Consider the following 24,219-nt stretch of genomic DNA (forward strand, 5'->3'; position numbering starts at 1 on the left):
CAGAGGTAGGCGCCGTCTCAGAGGTACTGGTACAGGGCGATCGTCAGTCCGGTGACGGCGATCCCGATGGCACCGGCCCCCGCGATGCCGACGGCGATGCCCGTGAGCAGCCGATTCGTGGGCCGGCGCACCGCGATCAACCCCAGCACGAGGGCGACGACGTAGGCGAAGAAGCTGAGGATTCCGATGCCGTTGTCGAACGCGAGCATGAACGCGAATCCGCCATCACCGCCGTAGACGAACGGCCGGGCGACGGAGCTGAACAGGTTGACCGCGAGAGTGGCCACCGCGATCACGAACGCCGCGACCGCGAGCGGGTTGCCGGTGCGGGCCTGCGCCGGGGGTATCGCCTGGCCGGGGAACGCGGGATGCGCCGGTGCGTACGCCTGCCATCCGGGAGTGGACGCCGGATACGCGGGCGGAGACGACCGTGGATAGGGCGTCGAGGAAGACGTCGAGGAGGGGGATGAGCCGCCGGGCGCGGGTGCCGGAGACGGAGGCGGCGGGGTCGAGCGCTGCGGCGCGGCCGGATACTGCGCTGCGGCCGGATACTGCGGTGTTGCGGGCAGATGCGCGGTCGGGACGGGAGGCTGCTGAGGCTCGCTCATGACGACGAGCGTAGCCGCCGCTGCGAGGATCGGCGGCAGGCGATCAGCGATAGACGTGCCCGGACTCGGCCTGGTGGCCGACGTCGCGGCCGGCGACGCGCGTCCAATCGGTGGGGGTGCGTCGGTAGCCGTCCCGGCGCAGTTCGATGACGGTGGCGACGGTGGCCCACGCAGCGAGGAGGAGGAGTGCGATGAGGAGTACCATGGCAGAAACGCTACGTTCGATGTCGAACAGCCACGAGTGGCAGAATAGACTATGAACGTCGGAAAACTGCCAACAGGAGTGAGTATGAAGACGGTCGCCTGCGTCATCCAGGACGGGTTCGCGCCCTTCGAGTTCGGCGTGGCCTGCGAGGCATTCGGCCTCGACCGCGCCGACGACGGCGTGCCGAACTTCGACTTCCGCATCGTCGCCCCCCGTGCCGGTGTCGTGACCTCGAAGATCGGCTTCTCGGTCAACGTCGAGCACGATCTGACCTTCGCCTACGACGCCGACCTCGTCGTGTTCTGCCCGCTCCCTCGGGAGAGGTGGGGCGACATCGATCCGCTCCTGCTCGACCTCGCCCGTCACGCGGTGGCACGCGACGCCTGGGTGATGAGCGTGTGCAGCGGGTCGTTCATCCTCGCCGCCGCAGGAGTGCTCGACGGTCGGCGCGCCACCACGCACTGGATGTACGCGCACGTCATGGCCGACATGTACCCGCAGATCGACATCGACCCCGACGTGCTGTTCGTGCAGGACGGCAAGATCATCACGAGCGCGGGCACGGCCGCCGGGATCGACGCGTGCCTGCACCTGCTGCGGCAGGAGGTGGGAGCGGAGCTCACCAACCGCATCGCCCGCCGCATGGTCGTGCCGCCGCAGCGCGACGGCGGGCAGGCGCAGTTCATCGATCGCCCGATCCCCGTGGTTCCCACCGACTCGCTCGCGGCCGTCGCCGACTGGGCGGTCGAGCACCTGCGTGACGACCTCGGCGTCGATCAGCTGGCGGCCAAGGCCCTGATGTCACCGCGCACCTTCGCCCGTCGGTTCAAGGCCGAGTACGGCGCGACACCCGCGGCCTGGTTGGCGCGTCAGCGCATCATCCATGCGCAGCGGATGCTGGAGCGCACCGACCTGCCGCTCGAGCACATCGCCGACGAATGCGGGTTCGGCTCGGCGGCCGTGCTGCGGCAGAACTTCGCCCGGGTGCTCGGCCTCACTCCCACGGCCTATCGCGCGCGGTTCTCCTGTGCCGAGGAGTCGGCTGTTCCCGCGGCCTGAGCGGGCATCGGCTCCTCGGCCGGTCCGCTACTCGGTCCAGTGGGCCGGCGAGGGGAGCGTGACGTCGTTCACCTCGACGCCGCCGGGGGTCACCGTGGCGATGCAGTACAGCAGCGACTGCGTGGGGTAGCCATGCGGACGGTTGTCGCGGATGATCGCCCGGTCATCCTCCGCGGGCAGCGCGGTCGAGGAGGCGAGCAGCGCGGTCCACTCCGTCGTCCAGTCGTCGCTGTCAGCCGTCGGTCCCAGGGCGCGGAACTCCGGCAGCCAGGCCTCGATGCGCGGGGTCGTCGCGTCGTCGAGGTCGTCATGCGCGATCATGTGCGTGCCGGGATCGATGGTCGTCTCGCGCAGCTCGACACCGTCCCACGACAGCACCCGTGCACCCTCGGGGCGCACCTCGAGCAAGTTGAAGCCGTGCATGGCCAGCGGGGCGACGGGGGAGCGGCCCCCCACCGATTCCAGCGCGAGAGCGCCACGAGAGACGGCGCGCGCATCGGGAAGGTCGCCCACGTCGGCGCGGTTCAGCAGCACGGCGAGTCGACGTTCGGCGGGGTTCGCGGCGAGCCAGGCGCCACCGGCGCGGCGATCGCGGATCCCGACCACGCCGGGGTAGTCCTCCGGCCACCAGGCTCCGAGCGAGTCCCATGCGCGTAGCGGGTCTTCATCGCGGACCGCGAGAAGACGTGCGGATCCGGCATTCTCGACATCGATCACGACCGTGCACACGGACCCCAGTCTAGGTCGGGGATGAGGTGTCGGCCCATGGCGGCGGATGCTGGGGCAGAATCGAGACGTGAACATCGTCGTCGGAGTCACGGGCGGCATCGCCGCGTACAAGACGGTGCACCTCGTGCGCCTGCTCACGAAGGGTGGGCACGACGTGACCGTGGTGCCCACCGAGGATGCGTTGCGCTTCGTGGGATTGCCCACATGGGAGGCGATCAGTCGGCACCCGGTCACCACGAGCGTGCATGATGATGTGGCGAAGGTGCGGCACGTGGCTCTCGGCCAAGCCGCCGAGCTGGTGATCGTGGCACCCGCGACCGCGAACTCCCTCGCGAAGATCACCGCGGGCCTCGCCGACGACCTGCTGGGCACCACGCTGCTCGCCACCGAGGCCCCGGTGCTGCTCGCTCCGGCGATGCACGCGGAGATGTGGCGGAATCGCGCGACACAGGCGAACATCGCCACGCTGCGTGAGCGCGGCGTCCACATCGTCGGCCCGGCCGACGGAGAGCTCGCCGGCGGTGACAGTGGACCCGGCCGCATGTCGGAGCCGGAGGACATCTTCGCCGCGGCGCAGGCGCTGCTGGCCCCCGGTGACCTCGCCGGGGTGCGGGTCGTGGTGTCGGCCGGCGGCACGCGGGAGCCGATCGACCCCGTGCGCTTCCTGGGCAACCGCTCCAGTGGTAGGCAAGGCGCGGCTCTCGCGGCCGAAGCCGCCGCGCGCGGCGCCGAGGTCATCCTGATCTCGGCCAACATCTCGAGCGATGTGCTCGCCGAGGTGCGGCATCCGTCGATCCGCATCGTGCCGGTCGGCGCGGCGGCGGAGCTCTCCGCGGCGATGAAGCGGGAATCCGCCGACGCCGACGTGGTCGTCATGGCCGCGGCGGTCGCGGACTACCGCCCGGTCGAGGTGTCGGAACGCAAGCTCACCAAGGAGGGCGGCGGGATTCCGGCCATCGAGCTGGTCGAGAACGAGGACATCGTCGCGGCACTCGCCTCGTCACGCAGACCGGGGCAGTTCGTCGTCGGTTTCGCCGCGGAGACCCCGGAGGACGAAGCCGAACTGCTCGCCCGCGCGCGCGGCAAGCAGCGGCGCAAGGGCGTCGACCTGCTGGTGGTGAACGAGGTCGGCTGGGAGCGCGGGTTCGAGTCCGCCGAGAACGCGGTGCACATCCTCGGGCCGGGTGGTGTCGACGCCGGGGTGGCATCGGGGTCCAAGCGCGCCGTCGCGGCGGCGATCTGGGATGCCGTCCGGCGCGAGCGCTGAGCGCAGGATCGGCGACGGCGGGCGGGGGAACGGACTGGAGGAGAATCTCGGCGAGTGCTAAACTTGAGTCAACACAACTCAACTTTGATCCCGCCTCCCGATCCGGCAGGCGGGAGACGACCAGAAGGAGCATCTCCAAGGAGGAGCGCATGACCACCCCGCAGACCGGCAACCAGAACCAAGAGCAGCAGTCCGCCCTCGAGCAGTTCGGCATCAACCTGACCGACCGCGCCCGCGAGGGCAAGCTCGACCCCGTGATCGGACGAGACAGCGAGATCCGTCGCGTCAGTCAGGTGCTCACCCGCCGCACGAAGAACAACCCCGTGCTGATCGGTGAGCCGGGCGTCGGCAAGACCGCCGTCGTCGAAGGACTCGCCCAGCGCATCGTCGCGGGCGATGTCGCCGAGTCCCTCAAGGACAAGGAGCTGGTCACCCTCGACATCTCCGCCCTCGTGGCCGGCGCCATGTACCGCGGGCAGTTCGAGGAGCGGCTGAAGCAGGTGCTCAAGGAGATCACCGAGTCCGACGGACAGGTCATCACGTTCATCGACGAGCTGCACGTGCTGATGGGTGCCGGCGGTGGGGAGGGGTCGGTCGCCGCCTCCAACATGCTCAAGCCCATGCTGGCCCGCGGTGAACTGCGCCTGATCGGCGCGACCACTCTCAACGAGTATCGCGAGTTCATCGAGAAGGACGCCGCACTGGAGCGCCGCTTCCAGCAGGTCTACGTCGGAGAGCCCTCGGTCGAGGACACGATCGCGATCCTCCGCGGACTCAAGGGTCGCTACGAGGCCCACCACGGGGTCACGATCTCCGACAGCGCCCTCGTCGCCGCCGCCGCGCTCTCGAGCCGCTATCTTCCCGCGCGCCAGCTTCCGGACAAGGCGATCGACCTGATCGACGAGTCGATGTCGCGGCTGAAGATGGAGATCGACTCGTCTCCGGTCGAGATCGATCAGCTCAAGCGCCAGGTCGACCGCATGAAGCTCGAAGAGCTCGCGCTCAAGCGGGAGAAGGACGCCGCCTCCAAGGAGCGTCTGAGTGCCCTGCGCGAGCAACTCGTCGGCATGGAGAAGCAGCTCGCCGAGCTCGAGGCCCGGTGGGCGCGAGAGCGGCAGGGGCTGAACCGGGTCGGTGAGCTGAAGAAGCAGCTCGACGACGCGATCACCCAGCGTGACCTCGCCATGCGCAACGCCGACTACACGAAGGCCTCGAAGCTGGAGTACGAGACCATCAAGCGTCTGGAGCGCGACATCGCCGAGGCCGAGCAGGCCGAGGCCGCGACGCCGGCGGAACCCCGCATGGTCAACGAACAGGTCACCGACGAGGACATCGCCGCCGTGATCGCCGCGTGGACGGGTATCCCTGTCGGGCGTCTGCTGCAGGGCGAGAGCGAGAAGCTGCTGCACCTGGAGCAGGAGCTCGGCAAGCGCCTGATCGGTCAGAAGGACGCCGTGAAGGCCGTATCGGACGCCGTGCGCCGTTCGCGTGCGGGTATCAGCGACCCCGGTCGGCCGACCGGATCGTTCCTGTTCCTCGGCCCCACCGGTGTCGGAAAGACCGAGCTGGCCAAGGCGCTGGCCGAGTTCCTCTTCGACGACGAGCACGCCATGGTGCGCATCGACATGTCGGAGTACGGCGAGAAGCACTCGGTCTCGCGACTCGTCGGTGCCCCTCCCGGATACATCGGATACGAGCAGGGCGGTCAGCTGACCGAGGCAGTGCGACGTCGCCCGTACAGCGTGATCCTGCTCGACGAGGTCGAGAAGGCGCACCCCGAGGTGTTCGACGTGCTGCTGCAGGTGCTCGACGACGGTCGCCTGACCGACGGTCAGGGGCGCACGGTCGACTTCTCGAATGTGATCCTGATCCTCACGTCGAACCTGGGATCGCCGATCCTCATCGACCCGGTGCTCGCACCCGATGAGAAGCGCGATCAGGTCATGGCCCTCGTGCGGCAGGCATTCCGTCCGGAATTCCTGAACCGACTCGACGACATCGTGATGTTCTCGGCCCTGAGCGAAGACGACCTCGCCCAGATCGTGGAGCTCTCGGTCGACCAGCTGCACGACCGGCTGCGCGACCGTCGCCTCACACTCGCCGTCACCCCCGATGCGCGGGCCTGGCTCGCCGAGCGCGGGTACGACCCCATGTTCGGTGCGCGACCGCTGCGCCGCCTCATCCAGAGCGAGGTGCAGAACAAGCTCGCCACCGCGCTGCTCTCGGGCAACGTGCACGACGGCGACACCGTGCGGGTCGACGTGGCCGCCGACGGGGCGGGCCTCGTGCTCACCTCGACGACGCCCGACCCCGAGCCGGAGGAAGACGACGTGATCGAGGCCGAACTGCTCGAGGACTGAGCTGCTCGAGGACTGGGCCGCTCGAGGGCTGAGCTGCTCAAAGGCTGAGCTGAGAGGCACAGCAGAGGGGCCCGTGGGTGATCCACGGGCCCCTCTGCCCGTCTGATGCGCCCTGCTTCAGGGGTGCGGGCGAGACGCTGCCGCGAGCGCCCGACCGGTGAGGGAGCCGTCGTTGCCCGAGATCTCTGCCGGAGTGCCGGTGAAGATCAGCTGACCGCCATCGGAACCGGCACCCGGACCGATGTCGACGACGTGGTCGGCGCGGGCGACCACGCGCAGATTGTGCTCGACCACGACCAGCGTCGCCCCCTCGTCGAGCAGGTCGTCGAAGAGGGCGTTGACGGTGTCGACGTCGGTCGGATGCAGTCCTGAGGTCGGCTCGTCGAGGATGATGCGGTCGGCGCGATCGCGTTGCGGCTCGCTGAGGTGCCGGGCCAGCAGCAGCCGTTGCTTCTCGCCGCCGGAGAGGGTGTCGAGCGAGCGTCCGACCGGGATGTAGCTCAGGCCGGTGCGCTGCACCCAGTCCAGCGCGTCGACCACGTCCGGGTGGTCGGAGAAGAGCGCGCTGACCTCGGCCGGCGTCGACGCCAGCACGTCGGCGATCGAGGAGCCGTCGACCTGCACGCCGAGCGCGGTCTCATTGAAACGCAGCCCTCCGCAGGCATCGCACGGGAGGGAGACGTCGTCGAGGAATGCGAGCTCGGTCGTGATGTGTCCACGGCCGCGGCAGGTAGGGCACGCCCCACGGGAGTTGAAGCTGAACCAGGAGGCATCGAGCCCTGAAGCGTGCGCGAACACCTCGCGCACGGTATCGGCGATACGCAGCATGCTCAGCGTCGTCGACCGCGCTCCGCCCCGCAGCGGGTCCTGCCCGACGACCGTGAACTCCGGGTGCTGGCGCGGCAGCTCGGCGGTCGCGAAGGAACTCTTGCCCGACCCCGCGACCCCTGTGACGGCGGTGAGCACGCCGAGCGGGATGTCGACGTCGAACCCGCGGAGGTTGTGCGCGCGCGCATTCCGCACGGCGACGCGGCCCGAGGGAGTCCGCGTCGTCGCACGGATCGTCAGCGGCTCGGCGAGCACACGCCCCGTGAGGGTGTCGGCGGCGCGGAGCGCTGCGGGGGTGCCCTCGAACTGCACGATGCCGCCGGCGGAGCCCGCCCCCGGCCCGAGGTCGACGACGTGATCGGCGACCGCGATCACCTGCGGATGATGCTCGACGACGAGGATGGTGTTGCCGGCGTCGCGCAGCCGCTGCAGCAGGGCGACCAGCCGCTGGATGTCGGCGGGGTGCAATCCGGTGCTGGGCTCGTCGAACACGTAGGTGACGTCGGTGAGGGCGCTGCCGAGGTGGCGCACGATCTTGACGCGCTGAGCCTCGCCGCCGGACAGCGTGGCCGATTCGCGGTCGAGTGTGAGATAGCCGAGGCCGACCGAGAGCAGGGCATCGAGCACGTGGCGGACACCGTCGACGGCCGGGGCGACGCGGGGATCGTCGAACTCGTCGAGCAGGGCATGCAGGTCGGACACGGGCATGCGCATCCAGTCCACGATCGAGCGTCCGTCGATGAGGCTCTCCCGCGCTGCCGCGTTCACCCGCGCACCGTGGCAGTCCGGGCATGTGTGATGTGTCACGAGCCGGTCGAGCTCCTCGCGCACCGAGGCCGACATCTTCACCGGGCGCTGCTTCAGGAACACATCGCGCATGCGCGTGATCACCCCGTCGAACCGGGCGCTCTGCGGGAACCGCGGATCGGGGTCGTCGAGCTTGAGCTTGTCGGCGTAGAGGAACTGGTCCATCTCCTCGGCCGTGTAGTCCTTGAGCGGCTTCTGGCGGTCGAACAGTCCGCAGTACGCGAAGCGCTTCCACCGGTACACCCCGGGGCGGAACAGGCTGAACCGGACCGGTCCGTCGTCGATGTTCTTCTCGGGGTCGATAAGCGCGTCGATGTCGATGTCGTACACCGTGCCGAGGCCTTCGCAGGTCGGGCACATGCCGGACGGGTCGTTGAACGAGTAGGCGGGGGAGTAGCCGGCGGAGGGCTCGCCGACGCGTGAGAAGACCAGGCGCACCAGCGATGCCAGGTCGGTCGCGGTCGCCACGGTCGAGCGTGCGTTGCCCGTGAACCGGCGCTGGTCGATCAGGACCGTGAAGGTCAGCCCGTCCATGGCCTGCACGTCGGGTGCGGGCATCTGCGGCAGCCGGGCACGGATGAAGGTCGAATAGGAGTCGTTGACGAGTCGCTGCGCCTCGGCGGCGATCGTGTCGAGCACGAGGGACGACTTGCCCGAACCCGAGACGCCGGTGAAGACGGTCAGCAGCTTCTTGGGAACGTCGACGGAGACGTCGCGGAGATTGTTCGTCCGCGCGCCGGTGATGCGGAGGAGGTCCATCCGCACACGCTAACGGGGCCCCCGGACAATCCGGAGGCCCCGTCGGTGCAGAGGTGTCGAGAGCGCGGAGGTCAGGCGCTGAGGATGACCGTCTCGGCGATCGGGCGACGTACGCGCGGAGCGACCTCGCGCTCCTGCAGCACCTCGGGCAGAGCCTCGATGTCGCCGAACTCGCCGACGGCGAAGACCGTGAAGGGCACGAAGCGCTCCTCGAGGTCGGCGAACTCGCGGACGACCTCGGGATCGAAGCCACTCATCTGGTGCACGACCAGGCCGTCGTGGTGTGCCTGCACCGAGAAGTGCGCGACCGACTGGCCGAGGTCGTAGAGGGCATGCGTGATCGGGGTGCCGTCGGCCGTGGCCGTCTCGGCGATCGCGACGACGAGCACGGCCGCGTTGCCTGCCCAGGCCTGGTTGAAGCCCATCAGGGCGTCGACGACCTGCGCGTGCAGCGCGGTGCCGCGACGGGCGACGATGAAGCGCCAGGGCTGCGTGTTGTTGGCGGACGGCGTCCAGCGGGCGGCCTCGAGAGCGGTGGCGAGCTTGGCCTCGTCGATCGAGCTCTGCGCGTCGAAGGCGCGGGGGCTCCAGCGGCCGGCGAGGACGTCGAGGACGGGGTGCTCGGTCGGTGCGGTGCGGTCGATGACGGGAGTGCTCACAGAGGTGCCTTTCGGAAGGAGGGGATCGGACTCCTTCGTCCGGGTACACGGGTGCCAACAGATGCATGTGCATGCATATTCCCGGGGATTCCTCCGTGTCGGCGCCGGACGGCGTTCGGTCGGACAGGGAGGTCGTGCCTTCAGGCCGGGAGATTGTGCGACGCCGCGTCGGCCAGCGCACTGCGCACCGCGCGGATCGAGGGGGCATCGGCCGACACCCGCCGTGCCGAGGAGAAGATCTCGCGCCGCGGTTCGTGGGGGAGGGGTGCCAGATCGACGGTCGGGGTGTCGCCCGCCCAGACGAGCTCCGGCAGCAATCCGACGGCGAGCCCGGCATGGATCAGCCGCACGTGCGCGGTGAGGTCGGCGATCTCGAAGCGCACGTCGGGCTCGAACCCCGCGGTGCGGCAGAGCTGCTCGGCCCAGGCGCGGGAGGCGGTGCCGGCGGGTTCGAGCACCCAGGGCTCCTCGCGCGTCGACCAGAGCTCGGCGAGCGCATCCGCATGCCGTGGTGCTCCGGGCCGTCGGGCGAGCGCGATCGCATCGTGCGCGAGCATCACCCGGTCGAGGTCGGCGTGGATCGGTCGGGTGTGCCCCGGGTACTGCTCGGCGAGGATCAGGTCGAAGTCGCGGCTGGACACCCCGACCAGCCCGGTCTCCGGATCGCACTCGGTGACCTCGACGCGCAGGGCCGGATGTCGGTCCTTAAGAGCCTCGAGAGCCCGCGGGAGCAGGGAGTGCGCCGTCGACTGGAACACCGCGATGCCCACGGTCCCGGTCACCTCGGTGAGCGATTCGGCCACGGCGACCTCGGCGTGCTCGAGCTGATCGAGGATGCCGATGGCCTCGGCGACGAGCACGTTCCCCTGGGGCGTGAACTGCACTCCACGCCCCACGCGTCGCAGCAGCGGCACACCCACATCCCGCTCCAGGGCGCTCAGCTGCTGTGACACCGAGGCCTTGCTGTACGAGAGGGCGTCGGCCACTGCCGACAGCGTTCCGCGGCGCGAGAGCTCCACGAGCATCCGCAGTCTGTTGACGTCCAGCACAGTGGTCCCTTGCTCTGCGGATATTGTTCAGCTTGAGTGAACAGAATCCACGCAAATCGGTTGATAGACGGAGCCTACCGAGCGGCAGGACAATGAACCAGCCCGCACACGAAATCCCGGTGTGCGCTCTCTTGGAAGGTCCCACCGATGCCTGTCGCCGCCGACACCACCACCCCCCGTACCGAAGACGTCGCCGCCCTGGTGAAGCGCTGGCTCGTCGAGAGCGAGACCCACCCCGTCGAGCCCGCCGCCCAGCGCCTGTCCGAGGTACTCAAGGACCCGAACGGACTCGCGTTCACGGTCGGCTTCGTCGACGGCGTGATGCGTCCGGAAGACCTGCGCGTCGCCGGCCGTAAGCTCGCCGAGCTGAGCGACATCACCCCGTCGCTGCTGCCCGGCTACCTGCGCGCCGCGATCAAGACGGGCGGCTTCTGGGCGCCGAAGCTCCCCGGCGTGGTCGTGCCGATCTCGCGTCGCGTGCTGCGCGCCATGGTCGGGCACCTCGTGCTCGACGCCACGCCCTCCAAGCTCGGCCCCGCGATCGCGAAGCTGCGCAAGAGTGGCAACCGGCTCAACCTCAACTTGCTCGGCGAGGCCGTGCTCGGCGAGCGCGAAGCGGGACACCGCTTGCAGGGCACCCGCGACTTCCTCGCCCGCGACGACGTCGACTACGTGTCGATCAAGGTCTCCAGCGTCGTGAGCCAGCTGTCGATGTGGTCGTTCGACGAGGCCGTGGCCGATGTCGTCGAGAAGCTGACCCCGCTCTACGAGCTCGCCGCGAAGGCCGAGGCGAAGGGCAAGGCCAAGTTCATCAACCTCGACATGGAGGAGTACCGCGACCTCGACCTGACGATCGCGGCCTTCACGAGCATCCTCGACCAGCCGGGGCTCGAGAACCTCGAAGCCGGCATCGTGCTGCAGGCTTACCTGCCCGACGCCCTCGGTGCCATGCAGCACCTGCAGGAGTGGGCCGCCGCCCGCCGTGCCAAGGGCGGAGCGCCGATCAAGGTGCGCGTCGTCAAGGGCGCGAACCTGGCGATGGAAGAGGTCGACGCGGCGATCCACGGCTGGCCGCTCGCCACCTACGGCACCAAGCAGGACTCCGACACCAACTACAAGCGGGTGCTCGACTGGGCCATGACCCCGGAGCGACTGGACGCCGTGCGCATCGGCATCGCCGGCCACAACCTGTTCGACATCGCCTACACCTGGCTGCTCGCCCAGGCGCGTGGGGTCGCCGACCCGTCCGGCGCCGATCCGCTCGTCGAGTACGAGATGCTGCTGGGCATGGCGACCGGGCAGGCCGAGGCCGTCCGCAAGGACGTCGGCCGCCTGCTGCTGTACACGCCGGTCGTGAACCCGGCCGAGTTCGACGTCGCGATCGCGTACCTGGTGCGCCGCCTCGAAGAGAACGCCAGCCCCGAGAACTTCATGTCGGCCGTGTTCGAGCTGGCTTCGAACCCGTCGCTGCTCACCCGCGAGCGGGAGCGCTTCGAGCGCTCGCTGGCCGCGCTCGCGACCGATGAGGCGGGATTCGTCCCCGGCCCCCACCGCGTGCAGGACCGTACCGTTCTGGATTCCGACGCCGAGGCGCCCTCCGGAACCACCACCGGCTTCGAGAACCAGGCCGACACCGATCCGGCCATCGCCGCGAACCGCGCATGGGGCCGCGAGATCCTGAGCCGCTCGGTGGGCTCGACGCTCGGCCTCGACACCATCGCGATCGCCAAGGTCGAGACGGATGCCGAGCTCGACGGCATCTTCTCCGCAGCGACCGCCGCCGCCGAGAAGTGGGCAGCGCTCCCTGCCGCTGATCGCGCTGCCGTGCTGCATCGCGCGGGAGACGAGCTCGCCGCGCGCCGTGGTCAGCTCATCGAGATCATGGCCCACGAGGCGGGCAAGACCATCGCCGAGGCCGACCCCGAGATCAGCGAGGCCATCGACTTCGCGCACTACTACGCCGAGCGCGCGAAGGACCTCGAGACCGTCTCTGGTGCCGACTTCGTGCCGTCGAAGGTCACCGTGGTCACGCCGCCGTGGAACTTCCCCGTCGCCATCCCCGCGGGTGGGGTGCTCGCGGGTCTGGCCTCGGGTTCGGCCGTCATCATCAAACCCGCGAAGCTCACGCAGCGCTGCGGCGCGGTGATGGTCGAGGCGCTGTGGGCCGCCGGTGTGCCGCGCGACCTGCTCGCGCTCGTCGACCTCGCTTCGCGCGACCTCGGTACACGCCTCGTGGCCGGCCCTGCGGTGGATCGCGTGATCCTCACGGGGGCGTACGAGACGGCGCAGCTGTTCCGCTCGTTCCGCGCCGACCTGCCGCTGCTCGCCGAGACCAGCGGCAAGAACGCGATCATCGTGACGCCCTCGGCAGACCTCGACCTGGCGGCCGCCGACGTGGCTCGCAGCGCGTTCGGCCACGCGGGGCAGAAGTGCTCCGCGGCGTCGCTGGCGATCCTCGTCGGATCCGTCGCCGACTCGAAGCGATTCGAGCGTCAGCTGGTGGATGCCGTGACCTCGATGCGCGTCGGCCTGCCCGATGACCCCGCCACCCAAATGGGCCCGATCATCGAGCCGGCGAACGGCAAGCTGCTCACCGCGCTCACGAAGCTCGAGAAGGGCGAGCGCTGGCTGGTCGAGCCGCGCAAGCTCGACGACGAGGGAAAGCAGTGGACGCCCGGTGTGAAGACCGGCGTGCGCGAGGGCTCGTACTTCCACCTCACCGAGTTCTTCGGGCCGGTGCTCGGCATCATGCACGCGAAGGACCTGGACGAGGCGCTGCGCCTGCAGAACGCTGTCGACTACGGCCTGACCGCCGGCATCCACTCGCTCGACTCCGACGAGGTCGCCACCTGGCTCGACCGTGTCGAGGCGGGCAACCTGTACGTGAACCGCGGCATCACCGGCGCGATCGTGCAGCGTCAGCCGTTCGGTGGCTGGAAGCGCTCGGCCGTCGGAGCGGGCGCCAAGGCCGGAGGCCCGAACTACCTCTTCGGTCTCGGCGAGTGGACCCCGGCCGAGCTTCCGGCCGCCGCCCCGAGCGCGGCCGTCGTGCCCGCGGTCGGCGCACTGCTGGACGCGACGGCCTCCGAGGTCGACACGGCCGAGGCCGAGTGGCTGCACCGCGCCGCCGCATCCGACGAGCGCGCCTGGGTCGACGAGTTCGGCGCGGTGAGCGACAAGTCCGGGCTCGGGGTCGAGCGCAACCTCTTCCGCTACCGTCCGGTCGCGGTCGACGTGCGCATCGGCGAGAGCGCGCCGCTGGTCGACGGTGTCCGCGTGCTCGCGGCCGCCCTGCGCAGCGGCAGCCCGTTCACGGTGTCGGCACCGGCCCTGCCCGCACGCATCGAGAAGGCGCTGCGTGCGCACGGTGTGACCGTGAAGCACGAGTCGGACGCGGCGTGGACCAAGCGCTACGCCAAGGCGGCGAACTCGTGGCACCGCGTACGGCTGGTCGGCGGCGACGCCGCGGCCCTGCATGAGGCGCTCGACGGAAGCCCCGATGTGGCGGTCTGGTCGCACGCCGTGACCGGTGCCGGCCGAGTGGAGATGCTGCCGTTCCTGCACGAGCAGGCCGTATCGATCACGAACCACCGCTTCGGCAACCCGACCACCCTCGCCGACGGCGTGATCTGACCCGGGCTCGCTCCCGGAAGCGAAAACGGAGACGATCGATGCGGCCGCCCGCGTGTCATGTGCCGACACGCGGACGACGAGCATGATCGTCTCCGTTTTCGCACCCTTGCACGGGCGGGCGGGTGGCGGGTGGCTGGGTACGCAGCCTCAGCCGCGCAGCGCCTCGGAGAGCTTGACCCGGGATCCCATGCGCAGCAGCGAGTTCTCGTAGATCTTGGCGCCGATGACGATCGCCGCGACGCAGCTGAGGAGCAGGATCACCAGGCTCAGCAGCGGCTCCCACCACTGGGCCTCGCCGACGAACAGGCGCATCGGCATGCCGACAGGCGCCGAGAACGGCACGTACGACATGATCGTCAGCACCAGCGGGTTGTCGTTGAAGACGATGACCAGGATGTACGGGGCCATGATCAGCATCGTGATCGGGGTGGTCGTCGAACCGATGTCCTCCTGGCGGGAGACCATCGAGGCCGCAGCCGCGAACATCGCCGCCAGCAGGATGAAGCCGAACAGGAAGAACACCGCGAACCAGATGATCGGCGCCCCGAGGGTCGTGAGCACCTCGCGCTGACCTGTGACGATCAACCCGATCGTGGCCACGGCCGCCAGGGCGAGGATCTGCCCCATCGCCAGCACCGTGTTGCCGATCACCTTGCCCGCGAGCAGTGTGCGCGCCGGGATGGCCGACAGCAGCACCTCGACCACGCGGGTCTGCTTCTCCTCGACGACGCTCTGCGCGATCGTGCCGCCGAACGTCGCCGCTGCCATCATGAACACCAGACCGAAGGCGATCGCGATGAAGTACCGCAGCAGCGGGTTGGTGGTCGCCGGTTCCAGGATCACTTCCTCGGGAGTGATCGACAGGGCCGCGACGAGCGAGCCCGGCGCCTCCTGCAGCGCGACGATCGTGTAGCCCGAGGGGCCATCGCCCGGGAGCACCGCAGCGTCGACCTTGTCGTCGCGCACGAGCTGTTCGGCTGCAGCCTGGTCGGCGACCGTGGTGACCTCGACGTTCGGGATGGAGGAGACGGCGGAGGCGGTCTCCGCGGTCGCTGCGACCGGCATCGCATCGGTGTTCTTGCTCGCGAAACCACCGAGGATGATACCGGCGAGCGCGAGCACCAGCAGGATGCCGGTCGAGATCAGGAACGCCTTGCTGCGCAGCTTCGATCCGATCTCGCGTTCGGCGACGAGCCAGATGCCGTTCGAGGCGCGGACAGGGGTGGGGGCGCTCACTGGATGACCTCCTTGAAGATCTGGGCGAGGGACGGATGCTTGGGGGCGAAGCTGGCGACGTCGCCACGCTGCACGGCCGACTGCAGCACGCGCTGCGCCGTTTCGGGGCCGTCCGCGTCGAACAGCGCGTACCCGCCCTCGAAGTCGACGACCGTGACGCCGGGCTCGGCGCGCAGCCATCCGGCGTCGCCGGCCGAGACGAGCTCGTACCGGTCGCGGGCATGCTCGGCGCGCAGCGTGTCTCGGGAACCGGCCGCGCGGATCGTGCCGCCCGCGAGGATGACGAGGTCGTCGCACAGGCGCTCGACCACGTCGAGCTGGTGGGAGGAGAACAAGATGGATGCGCCCTTGGCGGCACTGGCCTGCAGGACTCCCGCGACCACGTCGACCGCGAGCGGGTCGAGGCCCGAGAACGGCTCGTCGAGGATGAGAACCTCGGGGTCGTGCACGAGCGACGCGGCGATCTGCGCGCGCTGCTGGTTGCCGAGCGAGAGCGACTCGATGGTGTCGTTCAGCCGCTCGCCGAGCCCGAGCTCCGTGAGCAGGGCGGTCGCGCGCTCCGTGGCCTCCTGCTTGCCGAAGCCGTGCAGGCGGGCGAGGTAGACGATCTGCTCTAGCACCTTCATCTTCGGGTAGAGGCCGCGCTCCTCGGGCATGTAGCCGAAGCGGCGGCGGTCGGCGGTCGTCAGCGGAGCGCCGTCCAGGTCGACACGGCCGCCGTCCGACGACAGCAGCCCCAGCACGATCCGCATGGTGGTGGTCTTGCCGGCGCCGTTGCCGCCGACGAAGCCCGTCAGCCGCCCGGGGGCGACCGTGAAGGACACGTCATCGAGCACGCGCCGAGAGCCGTAGCTCTTGGTGATGCCGGAGAGTTCGAGCATTCCTGTGGTCATGCCTTCACGTTACGGAGCGCGCCCGTCTCCGGCATCCCCCGCACGGCGGACTCTGCGGGATCACCCGTGCGGGGGAGGGTGCACGGGATCTCGCCGAGTGCACGGGATCTCGCCGAATGCACGGGATGGAGACGCGGACAAGTCGTGCACTCGACGAGAAGCGGTGCACTCGCGGTGAGGGGTGGGGGGAGTATCAGGGGCGTGGAGTGTGGAGCACCGTGCGGACGAGGAGTCCGGCGAGGAGGGCCCAGAACGCGGCGCTGACCCCGAGCACGGCGATCCCGGATGCGGCCACCAGGAAGGTCACCACGGCGGGGATCCGTTCGCCCGGCTCGTCGATCGCCTGCTGCACCGATGAGCCGAACGCGGCGAACAGCGCCAGACCGGCGACGGCCGGGATCACGGCCGTCGGCGCGAGCACCACCAGAGCGGCGAAGGCGGCCGAGAAGACCGCGAGGACGAGGTATGAGGCCCCGGTCGAGACCCCGGCGACCCACCGCCTCTTCGGGTCGGGGTCGGCATCCGGCGAGGCGGCGAGTGCCGCGCTGATGGCGGCGAGGTTGATGGCGTGCCCGCCCGCCGTCGCTCCCAGTGCCGTGCCGACCCCGGTGACCAGCATGGCGGGACGCCACGGCACCTCGTATCCGAAGCTGCGCATGATCGCGACGCCCGGCACGTTCTGCGACGCCATCGTCACGATGAACAGCGGCAGTGCGAGGCCGACGAGCGCGCCGACCGTGAACGTGGGTGCAGTGAACTCGAGGCGCGGGAGCAGCAGCGCGGGGTCGAAGGTCGCATGCTCCATCGTCAGCGACACCGCGACCACGACGGCGGCGGCGACGAAGGCCAGTGGCACCGCCCAGCGCGGTGCGAGGCGTGCGAACAGCAGCCACGTGAGCACGACCGGCGCCACGCCCCAGGGGTTCGCGACGATCCCGGTGATCGGGGCCAGGCACAGGGGCAGCAGCACGCCGGCGAGCATCGCCTGCGCGATCGACGGAGGGATGCGGGCGATCAGCGCGCCGAGGGCCGGCCACAGCGCGGTGAGCAGGATGAGTGCGGCGGTCACCAGGAACGCGCCGACCGCTGCCGGCCATCCACCCTCGACGGTGCCCGTGGCGACGAGCAGGGCGGCTCCCGGAGTCGACCAGGCGACCGTGATCGGCATCCGATACCGCCATGCGAGCACCACGCAGGCCAGACCCATCGTGAGGCTGGCCGCGAGAAGCCCGCTCGCCGCCTGCGCCGCGTTCGCCCCGACCGCGTCGAGCCCGGTCAGCACCACCGCGAACGAGCTGGTGAATCCGACGAGTGCCGTCACCACCCCCGCCAGGATCGAGCGGGACAGGGGTGCGGCTTCGGGCATGGCTCCGAGGGTATCGCGGAGACGGAGGGGCGCCGCGGATCAGGGGGTGCCGCGCTAGGCGAGACCCTAGGCGAGACCCATGCGGTGCGCGAGCACGACCGCCTGCACGCGATCGCGGGCGCCCAGCTTCTGGAGGATGCGCGAGACGTGTGTCTTCACGGTGGCCTCGCCGATGAACAGCGCCTGCGCGATCTCGGCGTTGCTCCGGGCATCGGCGAGCAGCGTCAGCACTTCGGCCTCGCGCTCGGTGAGGGGCTCGGCGAGCGTGACGTTCGACACGCCGCTGTTCGTGGTCGAGGCCACCGCCGGAGCAGGCGTCGCGGCGAAACGTGCCAGCACGCGGCGGGTCACCTCGGGGGCGAGCATGCCGTCACCGGCGGCGAGCGCCCGGACGGCTGAGATCAGATCCTCCGCGCCGGCGTTCTTGAGCAGGAATCCACCGGCCCCGGCATCCAGAGCACGGTACAGGTAGTCGTCGCGATCGAAGGTCGTCACGATCGCGATGGCCGCGTCGACCTCCGGGTCGGCGACGATACGTCCGGTCGCCTCGATACCGTCCATGTCGGGCATCTGCACGTCCATCATGATGACGTCGGGACGGAGGGCAGATGCCTTGGCGACGGCCTCAGCACCCGATGATGCCTCGCCGACCACGGTGATGTCGGGCTGGGTGTCGAGGATCGTGCGGAAGCCGGCGCGCAGCAGGGCATGGTCGTCGACGAGCAGGACACGGATCGGATCGTTCATCGGTTCCTGCTCGATTCGCTCGCGACGGGAAAGGGCACGCGGGCGCGCACGCGCAGGCCGCCGAACGGCCGGGGGATCACCTCGAGCGTGCCTCCGGAGGCCGCGGCGCGTTCCCGCATCCCGAGCTGGCCGAGCCCGGGGCGAAGCTGGGCGACCGGGCGCCCCGTGTTCACGATCTCGATCTCGACGCCGTCGTCGTCGTAGCGCACGCGCACGTCGGCTGTCGCGTCGGGGCCGGCGTGACGGCGGGCGTTCGTGAGGGACTCCTGCGCTATGCGGTACAGGTTCACGGCGACGAGCGAAGGGACGGGCGCGGGGTCGCCGATGACCGTGTACGCGGTCGGCAGTCCCGCCTCGGTCGAGGCGTCGACGAGTTCGGCGATGTCGTCGAGGACGAGGGTGGAGGCGGCATCGGTGGTCTCCCCGCCGGGGGCCCGCAGAGTCTCGAGCAGTTGCCGCAGCTCGTGGATGGCGTCGCGTGCCGATCCCTCGATCCCGGTGAGGATGCGCGCGGACTCCGCGGGGTCCCGTTCCAGCACCAGGCGGGCGGCTCCCGCCTGCACGCCCATGACCGATACGTGGTGGGCGACGACGTCGTGCAGCTCGCGCGCGATGCGCACCCGGTCGAGGGCGACGGCCTGAGCAGCGGTGACCTCCCGCTCGCGCTCCAGCTCGGCCGTGCGCTGCTCGAGAACCGCCAGTTGGCTGGCCGCAGCCCAGGAGCGCTCGCCGAAGTAGTACGCCCCACCGAAGTAGAGCACGTTCAGCAGCAGCTGGATGAGCATGAAGGCGACGTACGGCGACATGGCCCCGGCGATCACATCCGCCTTGTCGGCTTCGTTGATCGCATCGCGGTACATCGTGATCAGCAGCCACACGAACATGCTCACGATGATCCCGACGCGCACGATGATCGCGCGCCGGCGGTTGTTCATCCAGGCGCCTGCCGTGTAGATGGCGATGAACATCGCGATGTTGCCGACATAGATCTCAGGGATCCGGATCGTCACGGCGGTGAAGTAGGCGGCGACCACGATGACGGCGACCGTGCCGGGCCAGCGGCGGCGGACGGCCAGGGGAGCAGTGACGACCGCCGCGTACACGAGGGCCGTCCACAGCGGCGCCTGCTCATCGCCGTACATCTCGGCGATCGAGGAGAGTGCAGCGCTCAGCACGGCCCCGACGAACATGACGGCGGCGAGCAGGATGTCGCTGCGCCGCTCGCGCTCAGTCGGCGTGCGGAGGAACGGGGCTGCGGGCATCCCTCCACCGTAGGGCGGGGCCCGTTCCGACCGCATCCCCCGCACGGGGGACCGAATCGTTACTTGCTATTGACAAGCTTAGTTGTTTTTTGCAAGCTGGTCACGAAAGGGCTCACCGACCGATGGGCTCGCATCTCCGGAGGAGTCATCATGACCAAGGTGTTCGTCAACCTGCCCACCAGCGACCTCGACCGCGCCAAGGCGTTCTACACCGCGCTCGGCTGCGAGATCAGCCCCCAGTTCACCGATGAGAACGCCGCATGCATCGTGTGGAGCGATGACATCTACTTCATGGTGCTCAAGCGCGAGTTCTTCGCCACGTTCACCGACAAGCCGATCGCCGACCCGAACGAGGTCGTGCAGGTCTCCGTGGCCTTCAGTCAGGACTCGCGTGACGAGGTCGATGCGATTCTCGAGAAGGGTCTGGCCGCCGGCGGCACCGAGCCGAAGCCCGTGCAGGACTACGGCTTCATGTACTCGCGCGACCTCGACGATCCGGACGGCAACTCGCTCGGCTTCCTGTACATGACCCCCGAGGCCGTCGAGAACGGCCCGGACCACGTGGGCGACACCGCCGCGTCGGTCTGACATGGCGGCGCGCAGCTACGGCCAGTACTGCGGCGTGACGACGGCCGTCGAGCTGATCGGGGAGCGGTGGGCGCTGCTCATCGTCCGCGATCTGCTCGTCGGGCCCCGTCGCTACACCGACCTCAAACAGGGCCTGCCGCGCATCCCGACCAACATCCTGTCCACCCGGTTGAAGGAGTTGCAGGAGGGTGGGGTCGTGCGCCGGGTGCCGCTGCTGAACTGCGGCCTGGTGTACGAACTCACCCCCTACGGGCGGTCGTTCGAGCCGATCATGCTCGCGCTCGGTCGGTGGGGCTTCCAGGCCATGGGCGACCCGGAGGACGGCGACGTCGTCACGCCCGACTCGCTCGCGATGGCCCTGCGCACGGCGTTCCAGGCGGAATCCGCCGTGGATGCCGAGTACGAGCTGCATGTCGGCGACGTCGCCCTTCGTGCATCCGTGCACGACGGCGAGCTCCGCGTCGCGCAGATCGCGCCGCCGGCCCCACCGGTCGGCGGACGTCTTCTCGACGGCTCTCCGGACGCGGTGATCGTCGCAGGCCCCGGCATCCGTCGCCTCATCGGCGGCGAGGTCACCCCGGCAGAGGCCCTCGCACAGGACATCGTCGCGGTCGTCCGGGGCGACGAATCGCTGCTGGACTCGTTCGCCGACACGTTCCGCATCGCACGACTGACAGTAGGGAGCACGACATGAACAGCCAACATCCCGATGAACAACAGGCATCCGGCCGCATCCTGATCGATCTCTTCACCTCTCTCGACGGCGTCGCCCAGGGCCCCGGCGGCACCGACGAGGACACCTCCGGCGGCTTCCGCTTCAGCGGCTGGCAGGCCGGGTATCCCTCCTCCGGGGTCGGTCCCGAGATCGAGAAAGGCATGCACGGGCTCGACGCGCTGCTGCTCGGGCGCCGCACCTACGACATCTTCGCCTCGTACTGGCCGGAGCACACCGAGGGGGAGTCGGGCGCCATCGGCACGCTCTTCAACCGGGTGCCGAAGTACGTGGCGACGCGGAATGCCGAACTCGCGCTCGACTGGGAAGGCAGCACGCGCGTCGGTGCCGATCTGGCTGCCGAGGTGGCCGCGATGCGGGCGGCCCACCGCGAAGTGCACGTGATCGGCAGCATCGATTTCGTGCACACCCTGCTCGCAGAGGGACTCTTCGACGAGCTCAACCTCTGGGTCTATCCGCTGCTGCTGGGCGCGGGCAAGAAGGTGTTCGATGACGACGCGATGCCGAGCGTGCTGCGGTTGCTGGATCCGCCGATCACCGACGAGGCGGGTGTGACCCTGCTCCGGTACGGGCGCACCGATAGGGTGCCGGAGGTCGGGACGTTCGAGTGATCACGAGGGGGGTAACTCCCGTGTATCGACTATTCCCTTCCTATGTGCTGATCCTCTAGGTTCGAGAGGAAAGCTGCCGGCGATCGGCGGATGAATCGAGACTGTACGCGACGGTGGGATCACCGAGCGAACGGACTCCCTCGCAAGGTGAGAAGAATGACGCGACGACGCGGGATGCTGCGGGCTGTGCTGGGCGGAATGGCGGCGATCGCGATCGCCCTGGGAGGTGCGACAGCCGTCGTGGCGGCGGAAGATCCCGCGCCAACGGGTTCGATGTCCGGGACGGTGACGGCCGACGTCGGAGGAGCGGCGCTGGCGGGCATCCAGGTCTCCGCACAGCGAGATGGCGCGCTCGGCCGGTCCGACGCCGTCACCGATGCGACTGGCGGATATACGCTCACCGGCCTGGCCGACGGAACCTACCTGGTCCGCTTCTCTGCGCCGGACCGCAGCTTCGCCACGGAGTACTGGAACAACGCCAGCGACTCACTCGGCGCGCAGCGCGTCACGGTGACGAACGGGTCTGCGGCGACGGGCATCGACGCCGCGCTCGCCCCCGCGCCCTCGGCGTCTATCACCGGAACGGTCACCCGCGAGGACGACGGGACACCGGTTTCGGGCATCGCCGTCTCGGTGACCGGCCCCGGCACGGCCTGGGCATCGGGCTTCACCGATGCGTCCGGCACTTACACTCTCAACGCCCTCCCCGCCGGCTCGTACATCGTGAGGTTCCAGCCGGAGGGAACCGATCTGAAGCGCGAGTATTGGCAGAACGCCTTCGACTACTCCCAGGCGACCCCTGTCGTCCTCGCCGAGGGAGAAGCTGTCTCCGGCATCGATGCCTCCCTCGTGGCCGGGGGCGCGATCGCCGGCGTCGTCACGCGCGCCGATGACGGCGCGCCTCTCGCAAACGTCACGGTGAACGCGCTCGATGCGAACGGAGAGATCGTCGCCTTCGCGCGCACCAACCCTGCCGGCGCGTACGTTGTCGGCGGACTTCCTGCCGGTTCGTATCGCGTGCAGTTCGGCGCGCCCGCTCCCGGACTCGTCACGGAGTACTGGGAGAACGCGTACAGCTTCAACGCTGCGAAGGTCGTCGCCGTCGGTGAACTGCAGACGACCGCCGGGGTGAACGCGGCTCTTGACTCGGTCGGGTACATCAGCGGTTCGGTGACCAAGAGCGCAGACGGCTCTCGTGCACTCACCGCTATCACCGTCGCCGATGTGGAGGACAGCAGTCACGCATACTTCCTCGGCGTCGCGAACGACGGCACCTATCAGGTGGCCGTCGCGCCTGGCACCTATCGCGTGCACTTCGCGCCGTATGAGCCCGGTCTGCGAGCCGAGTACTGGGCCGACGCCTACACGGCGGGGACCGCGAACCCTGTCACGGTGACGTCCGGTGCGAACGTCGTCGGAATCGACGCGGAACTCGACGCGGCTGCCCTCGTGACCGGCACGGTCTCTCTCGACAGCAGTGAGGGGAGAGAGGTCATCGTCGAGGCCTGGTCCGGAAACGAGATCGTCGGCACGACCTTCGCTGATCTTCAGACCGGCGCGTATTCGCTCGCCCTTCCTGAAGGGTCGTTCATCCTGAAGGCCTCGGCCAACTTCTACAACGACAGCACAACGACCGCGCAGCCTCAGTTCTACGACGGCGTCGCCACGGCGGCGCAGGCGACTCCCGTCGTCGTGACCGTGGGCGCTCCCGTGTCGGGGATCGACTTCACCCTCGTCGCGGTCGCGAATCCTGAGCCGCAGCCGGGGCCCGCCCTCGCGCTCGGCGCAGGATCGATCCGCGCCGGGAATGACATCACCATCTCGGGCACGGGGTTCACGCCGGGAGCGACGATCGCATTCGAGCTGCACTCCGACCCGATCGCGCTCGGGACGCTGACTGCCGACGCGGACGGTGCACTTCAGGGCACGTTGCGTATTCCTGCGAACGTACCGGCCGGTGCGCACACCTTGGTGGCGCTGTCAGGCACGACGGTGATCTCCCGCACGGCGCTGACCGTCACCGCGGCAGCGGGGACGGGTGGTCAGGCCGGAGGAGCCGCGGCGGCACCGGGCGCAGGGCTGGCCACCACCGGTCTCGAGGCTCCGATCGCGATCGTGGTGATCGGCGTCGTCCTGGCCATGATGGGTGGGCTGCTCGTGCGGCGTCGCCGCGTCGAGAGCTGAGACTCAGCCGGGAACCGTCTCGATCACCGGTGATCCGAGAGCGGCACCACCGGCACTCGGACAGCGTGGAGGCGCGATGATTCGCGGGACGGGGCATTCCTTGTGAACGAGCAACGTGTGTCTGAATGGGTAGCACAAAGCGTGGCGAGGATCGACCCGGCGACACGTCTGTTCGTGGTCGACCACCTGGACGAGATCCTCGGCGAGACCCCCGATGGTGGGTTCGATATCCAAGCGAGCCTTGAGGTGTTGTCGTCGTGCGACCGGAGGCTGCCGTCGGGAATGGAAGCACGTCTCGCGCTTCCCTGGGGAGACAGCGTCACGCTGGAAACGGAGCTGCCGTCGCTGGACAGGGTTCCGGTTCTGGACCCGTACGAGCCGCCGTCCCTCTATGTTTTCTCCCGTGAATACTGGGCCATGCCGAACGACCGAGAAGAGCATCGGTGCCCGTATGACGGAAACCCGTGGGGAGATGCCTACGCGGTCGAGTATGTGTGCGGTCGTTCGCCTCGAGAGCGAGATCTCGATTGGGAGTTCACGAGAACGGTCTGGGTGCGCCCGAGAGAAACACCCTGAGCCTCGAGATCGAGAAGTGATCCGTCGCCATGGATCTCGGCGGCCAGGCTCAGGCACGGG

Annotated in this window: 20 protein-coding genes; 9 read left to right on the forward strand and 11 right to left on the reverse strand. The window is 69.3% G+C overall.

Annotated features, from left to right (window positions below; genetic code table 11):
* Positions 1-17: 17 nt before the first annotated feature.
* Both GLO27_RS13215 and GLO27_RS13220 read right to left on the reverse strand, forming a co-directional pair.
* Positions 18-608: a hypothetical protein gene (locus tag GLO27_RS13215; protein ID WP_167255282.1), complete on the reverse strand. Its 591-nt coding sequence runs from the start codon at positions 606-608 to the stop codon at positions 18-20.
* Between the two features lie 43 nt (positions 609-651).
* The gene (locus GLO27_RS13220) at positions 652-813 is read right to left on the reverse strand and encodes a hypothetical protein (protein WP_021201728.1); all 162 of its coding nucleotides are present in this window, start codon (positions 811-813) and stop codon (positions 652-654) included.
* Positions 814-897: 84 nt separating this feature from the next.
* On the opposite strand from GLO27_RS13220, the gene GLO27_RS13225 reads away from it, so the two are divergent.
* On the forward strand, positions 898-1,872 hold the full coding sequence (locus GLO27_RS13225; protein ID WP_029264752.1) for a helix-turn-helix domain-containing protein: 975 nt from the start codon (positions 898-900) through the stop codon (positions 1,870-1,872).
* 27 nt (positions 1,873-1,899) lie between these two features.
* On the opposite strand, the gene GLO27_RS13230 is transcribed toward GLO27_RS13225, so the two are convergent.
* Complete coding sequence (locus tag GLO27_RS13230) at positions 1,900-2,601, reverse strand: NRDE family protein (RefSeq protein WP_029259321.1); 702 nt, start codon at positions 2,599-2,601, stop codon at positions 1,900-1,902.
* A gap of 67 nt (positions 2,602-2,668) precedes the next feature.
* Between GLO27_RS13230 and coaBC the strand changes: the two genes are divergently transcribed.
* On the forward strand, positions 2,669-3,868 hold the full coding sequence (coaBC, locus tag GLO27_RS13235) for a bifunctional phosphopantothenoylcysteine decarboxylase/phosphopantothenate--cysteine ligase CoaBC (RefSeq protein WP_167255284.1): 1,200 nt from the start codon (positions 2,669-2,671) through the stop codon (positions 3,866-3,868).
* Between the two features lie 149 nt (positions 3,869-4,017).
* Positions 4,018-6,228, forward strand: a complete 2,211-nt coding sequence (locus tag GLO27_RS13240; protein WP_021201732.1) for an AAA family ATPase — start codon at positions 4,018-4,020, stop codon at positions 6,226-6,228.
* Between the two features lie 117 nt (positions 6,229-6,345).
* Here GLO27_RS13240 and GLO27_RS13245 read toward each other — a convergent pair whose 3' ends face one another.
* From GLO27_RS13245 to GLO27_RS13255, 3 genes are all read right to left on the reverse strand, one after another.
* Positions 6,346-8,622, reverse strand: a complete 2,277-nt coding sequence (locus GLO27_RS13245) for an excinuclease ABC subunit UvrA (protein WP_208323790.1) — start codon at positions 8,620-8,622, stop codon at positions 6,346-6,348.
* 71 nt (positions 8,623-8,693) lie between these two features.
* The gene (locus GLO27_RS13250) at positions 8,694-9,281 is read right to left on the reverse strand and encodes a nitroreductase family protein (protein ID WP_167255286.1); all 588 of its coding nucleotides are present in this window, start codon (positions 9,279-9,281) and stop codon (positions 8,694-8,696) included.
* Positions 9,282-9,421: 140 nt separating this feature from the next.
* Complete coding sequence (locus GLO27_RS13255; RefSeq protein WP_167255288.1) at positions 9,422-10,330, reverse strand: LysR family transcriptional regulator; 909 nt, start codon at positions 10,328-10,330, stop codon at positions 9,422-9,424.
* A gap of 147 nt (positions 10,331-10,477) precedes the next feature.
* Here GLO27_RS13255 and GLO27_RS13260 point away from each other — a divergent pair, with 147 nt between their 5' ends.
* A complete protein-coding gene (locus GLO27_RS13260) occupies positions 10,478-13,963 on the forward strand; it encodes a bifunctional proline dehydrogenase/L-glutamate gamma-semialdehyde dehydrogenase (protein WP_167255290.1) in 3,486 nt (1,161 codons plus the stop codon).
* A gap of 147 nt (positions 13,964-14,110) precedes the next feature.
* Here the strand turns inward: GLO27_RS13260 and GLO27_RS13265 are convergent, their stop codons facing one another.
* The 5 genes from GLO27_RS13265 to GLO27_RS13285 all read right to left on the reverse strand — a co-directional run bounded on the left by GLO27_RS13265 (position 14,111) and on the right by GLO27_RS13285 (position 19,467).
* Complete coding sequence (locus tag GLO27_RS13265) at positions 14,111-15,199, reverse strand: ABC transporter permease (protein WP_021201737.1); 1,089 nt, start codon at positions 15,197-15,199, stop codon at positions 14,111-14,113.
* Positions 15,196-16,080 carry an ATP-binding cassette domain-containing protein gene (locus GLO27_RS13270; RefSeq protein ID WP_021201738.1) on the reverse strand — a complete coding sequence of 295 codons (885 nt, stop codon included), beginning with the start codon at positions 16,078-16,080 and terminating at the stop codon, positions 15,196-15,198. Before GLO27_RS13270 ends, GLO27_RS13265 begins: the two co-directional genes overlap by 4 nt.
* Positions 16,081-16,285: 205 nt before the next feature.
* Positions 16,286-17,458 (reverse strand): benzoate/H(+) symporter BenE family transporter, encoded by a 1,173-nt coding sequence (locus GLO27_RS13275; protein ID WP_167255292.1) that lies wholly within the window; start codon positions 17,456-17,458, stop codon positions 16,286-16,288.
* Positions 17,459-17,524: 66 nt separating this feature from the next.
* Positions 17,525-18,205 carry a response regulator transcription factor gene (locus GLO27_RS13280; protein ID WP_167255294.1) on the reverse strand — a complete coding sequence of 227 codons (681 nt, stop codon included), beginning with the start codon at positions 18,203-18,205 and terminating at the stop codon, positions 17,525-17,527.
* Positions 18,202-19,467 (reverse strand): sensor histidine kinase, encoded by a 1,266-nt coding sequence (locus tag GLO27_RS13285; RefSeq protein WP_021198208.1) that lies wholly within the window; start codon positions 19,465-19,467, stop codon positions 18,202-18,204. Before GLO27_RS13285 ends, GLO27_RS13280 begins: the two co-directional genes overlap by 4 nt.
* A gap of 150 nt (positions 19,468-19,617) precedes the next feature.
* Between GLO27_RS13285 and GLO27_RS13290 the strand changes: the two genes are divergently transcribed.
* The 5 genes from GLO27_RS13290 (at position 19,618) to GLO27_RS13310 (ending at position 24,159) form a co-directional block, all read left to right on the forward strand.
* On the forward strand, positions 19,618-20,055 hold the full coding sequence (locus tag GLO27_RS13290; RefSeq protein ID WP_208323791.1) for a VOC family protein: 438 nt from the start codon (positions 19,618-19,620) through the stop codon (positions 20,053-20,055).
* A gap of 1 nt (position 20,056) precedes the next feature.
* Positions 20,057-20,749: a helix-turn-helix domain-containing protein gene (locus tag GLO27_RS13295; RefSeq protein WP_167255296.1), complete on the forward strand. Its 693-nt coding sequence runs from the start codon at positions 20,057-20,059 to the stop codon at positions 20,747-20,749.
* Positions 20,746-21,399, forward strand: coding sequence for a dihydrofolate reductase family protein (locus GLO27_RS13300; protein WP_167255298.1), 654 nt, complete (start codon positions 20,746-20,748; stop codon positions 21,397-21,399). The genes GLO27_RS13295 and GLO27_RS13300 overlap by 4 nt, the downstream gene beginning before the upstream one ends.
* Before the next feature lie 156 nt (positions 21,400-21,555).
* Positions 21,556-23,583: a carboxypeptidase regulatory-like domain-containing protein gene (locus GLO27_RS13305; protein ID WP_167255300.1), complete on the forward strand. Its 2,028-nt coding sequence runs from the start codon at positions 21,556-21,558 to the stop codon at positions 23,581-23,583.
* A gap of 141 nt (positions 23,584-23,724) precedes the next feature.
* Positions 23,725-24,159: a hypothetical protein gene (locus tag GLO27_RS13310; RefSeq protein ID WP_021198213.1), complete on the forward strand. Its 435-nt coding sequence runs from the start codon at positions 23,725-23,727 to the stop codon at positions 24,157-24,159.
* The last annotated feature ends 60 nt before the right edge of the window (positions 24,160-24,219 follow it).

The organism is Microbacterium sp. Be9 (genome assembly GCF_011754135.1).
Taxonomy (GTDB): Bacteria; Actinomycetota; Actinomycetes; order Actinomycetales; family Microbacteriaceae; genus Microbacterium; species Microbacterium maritypicum_A.

Bases quoted from the DNA above. Each gene is read 5' to 3' on its own strand.
- GLO27_RS13215 (WP_167255282.1), bottom strand. From the start codon at position 608: ATGAGCGAGCCTCAGCAGCCTCCCGTCCCGACCGCGCATCTGCCCGCA.
- GLO27_RS13220 (WP_021201728.1), bottom strand. From the start codon at position 813: ATGGTACTCCTCATCGCACTCCTCCTCCTCGCTGCGTGGGCCACCGTC.
- GLO27_RS13225 (WP_029264752.1), top strand. From the start codon at position 898: ATGAAGACGGTCGCCTGCGTCATCCAGGACGGGTTCGCGCCCTTCGAG.
- GLO27_RS13240 (WP_021201732.1), top strand. From the start codon at position 4,018: ATGACCACCCCGCAGACCGGCAACCAGAACCAAGAGCAGCAGTCCGCC.
- GLO27_RS13245 (WP_208323790.1), bottom strand. From the start codon at position 8,622: ATGGACCTCCTCCGCATCACCGGCGCGCGGACGAACAATCTCCGCGAC.
- GLO27_RS13260 (WP_167255290.1), top strand. From the start codon at position 10,478: ATGCCTGTCGCCGCCGACACCACCACCCCCCGTACCGAAGACGTCGCC.
- GLO27_RS13270 (WP_021201738.1), bottom strand. From the start codon at position 16,080: ATGCTCGAACTCTCCGGCATCACCAAGAGCTACGGCTCTCGGCGCGTG.
- GLO27_RS13275 (WP_167255292.1), bottom strand. From the start codon at position 17,458: ATGCCCGAAGCCGCACCCCTGTCCCGCTCGATCCTGGCGGGGGTGGTG.
- GLO27_RS13280 (WP_167255294.1), bottom strand. From the start codon at position 18,205: ATGAACGATCCGATCCGTGTCCTGCTCGTCGACGACCATGCCCTGCTG.
- GLO27_RS13285 (WP_021198208.1), bottom strand. From the start codon at position 19,467: ATGCCCGCAGCCCCGTTCCTCCGCACGCCGACTGAGCGCGAGCGGCGC.
- GLO27_RS13290 (WP_208323791.1), top strand. From the start codon at position 19,618: ATGACCAAGGTGTTCGTCAACCTGCCCACCAGCGACCTCGACCGCGCC.
- GLO27_RS13295 (WP_167255296.1), top strand. From the start codon at position 20,057: ATGGCGGCGCGCAGCTACGGCCAGTACTGCGGCGTGACGACGGCCGTC.
- GLO27_RS13300 (WP_167255298.1), top strand. From the start codon at position 20,746: ATGAACAGCCAACATCCCGATGAACAACAGGCATCCGGCCGCATCCTG.
- GLO27_RS13305 (WP_167255300.1), top strand. From the start codon at position 21,556: ATGACGCGACGACGCGGGATGCTGCGGGCTGTGCTGGGCGGAATGGCG.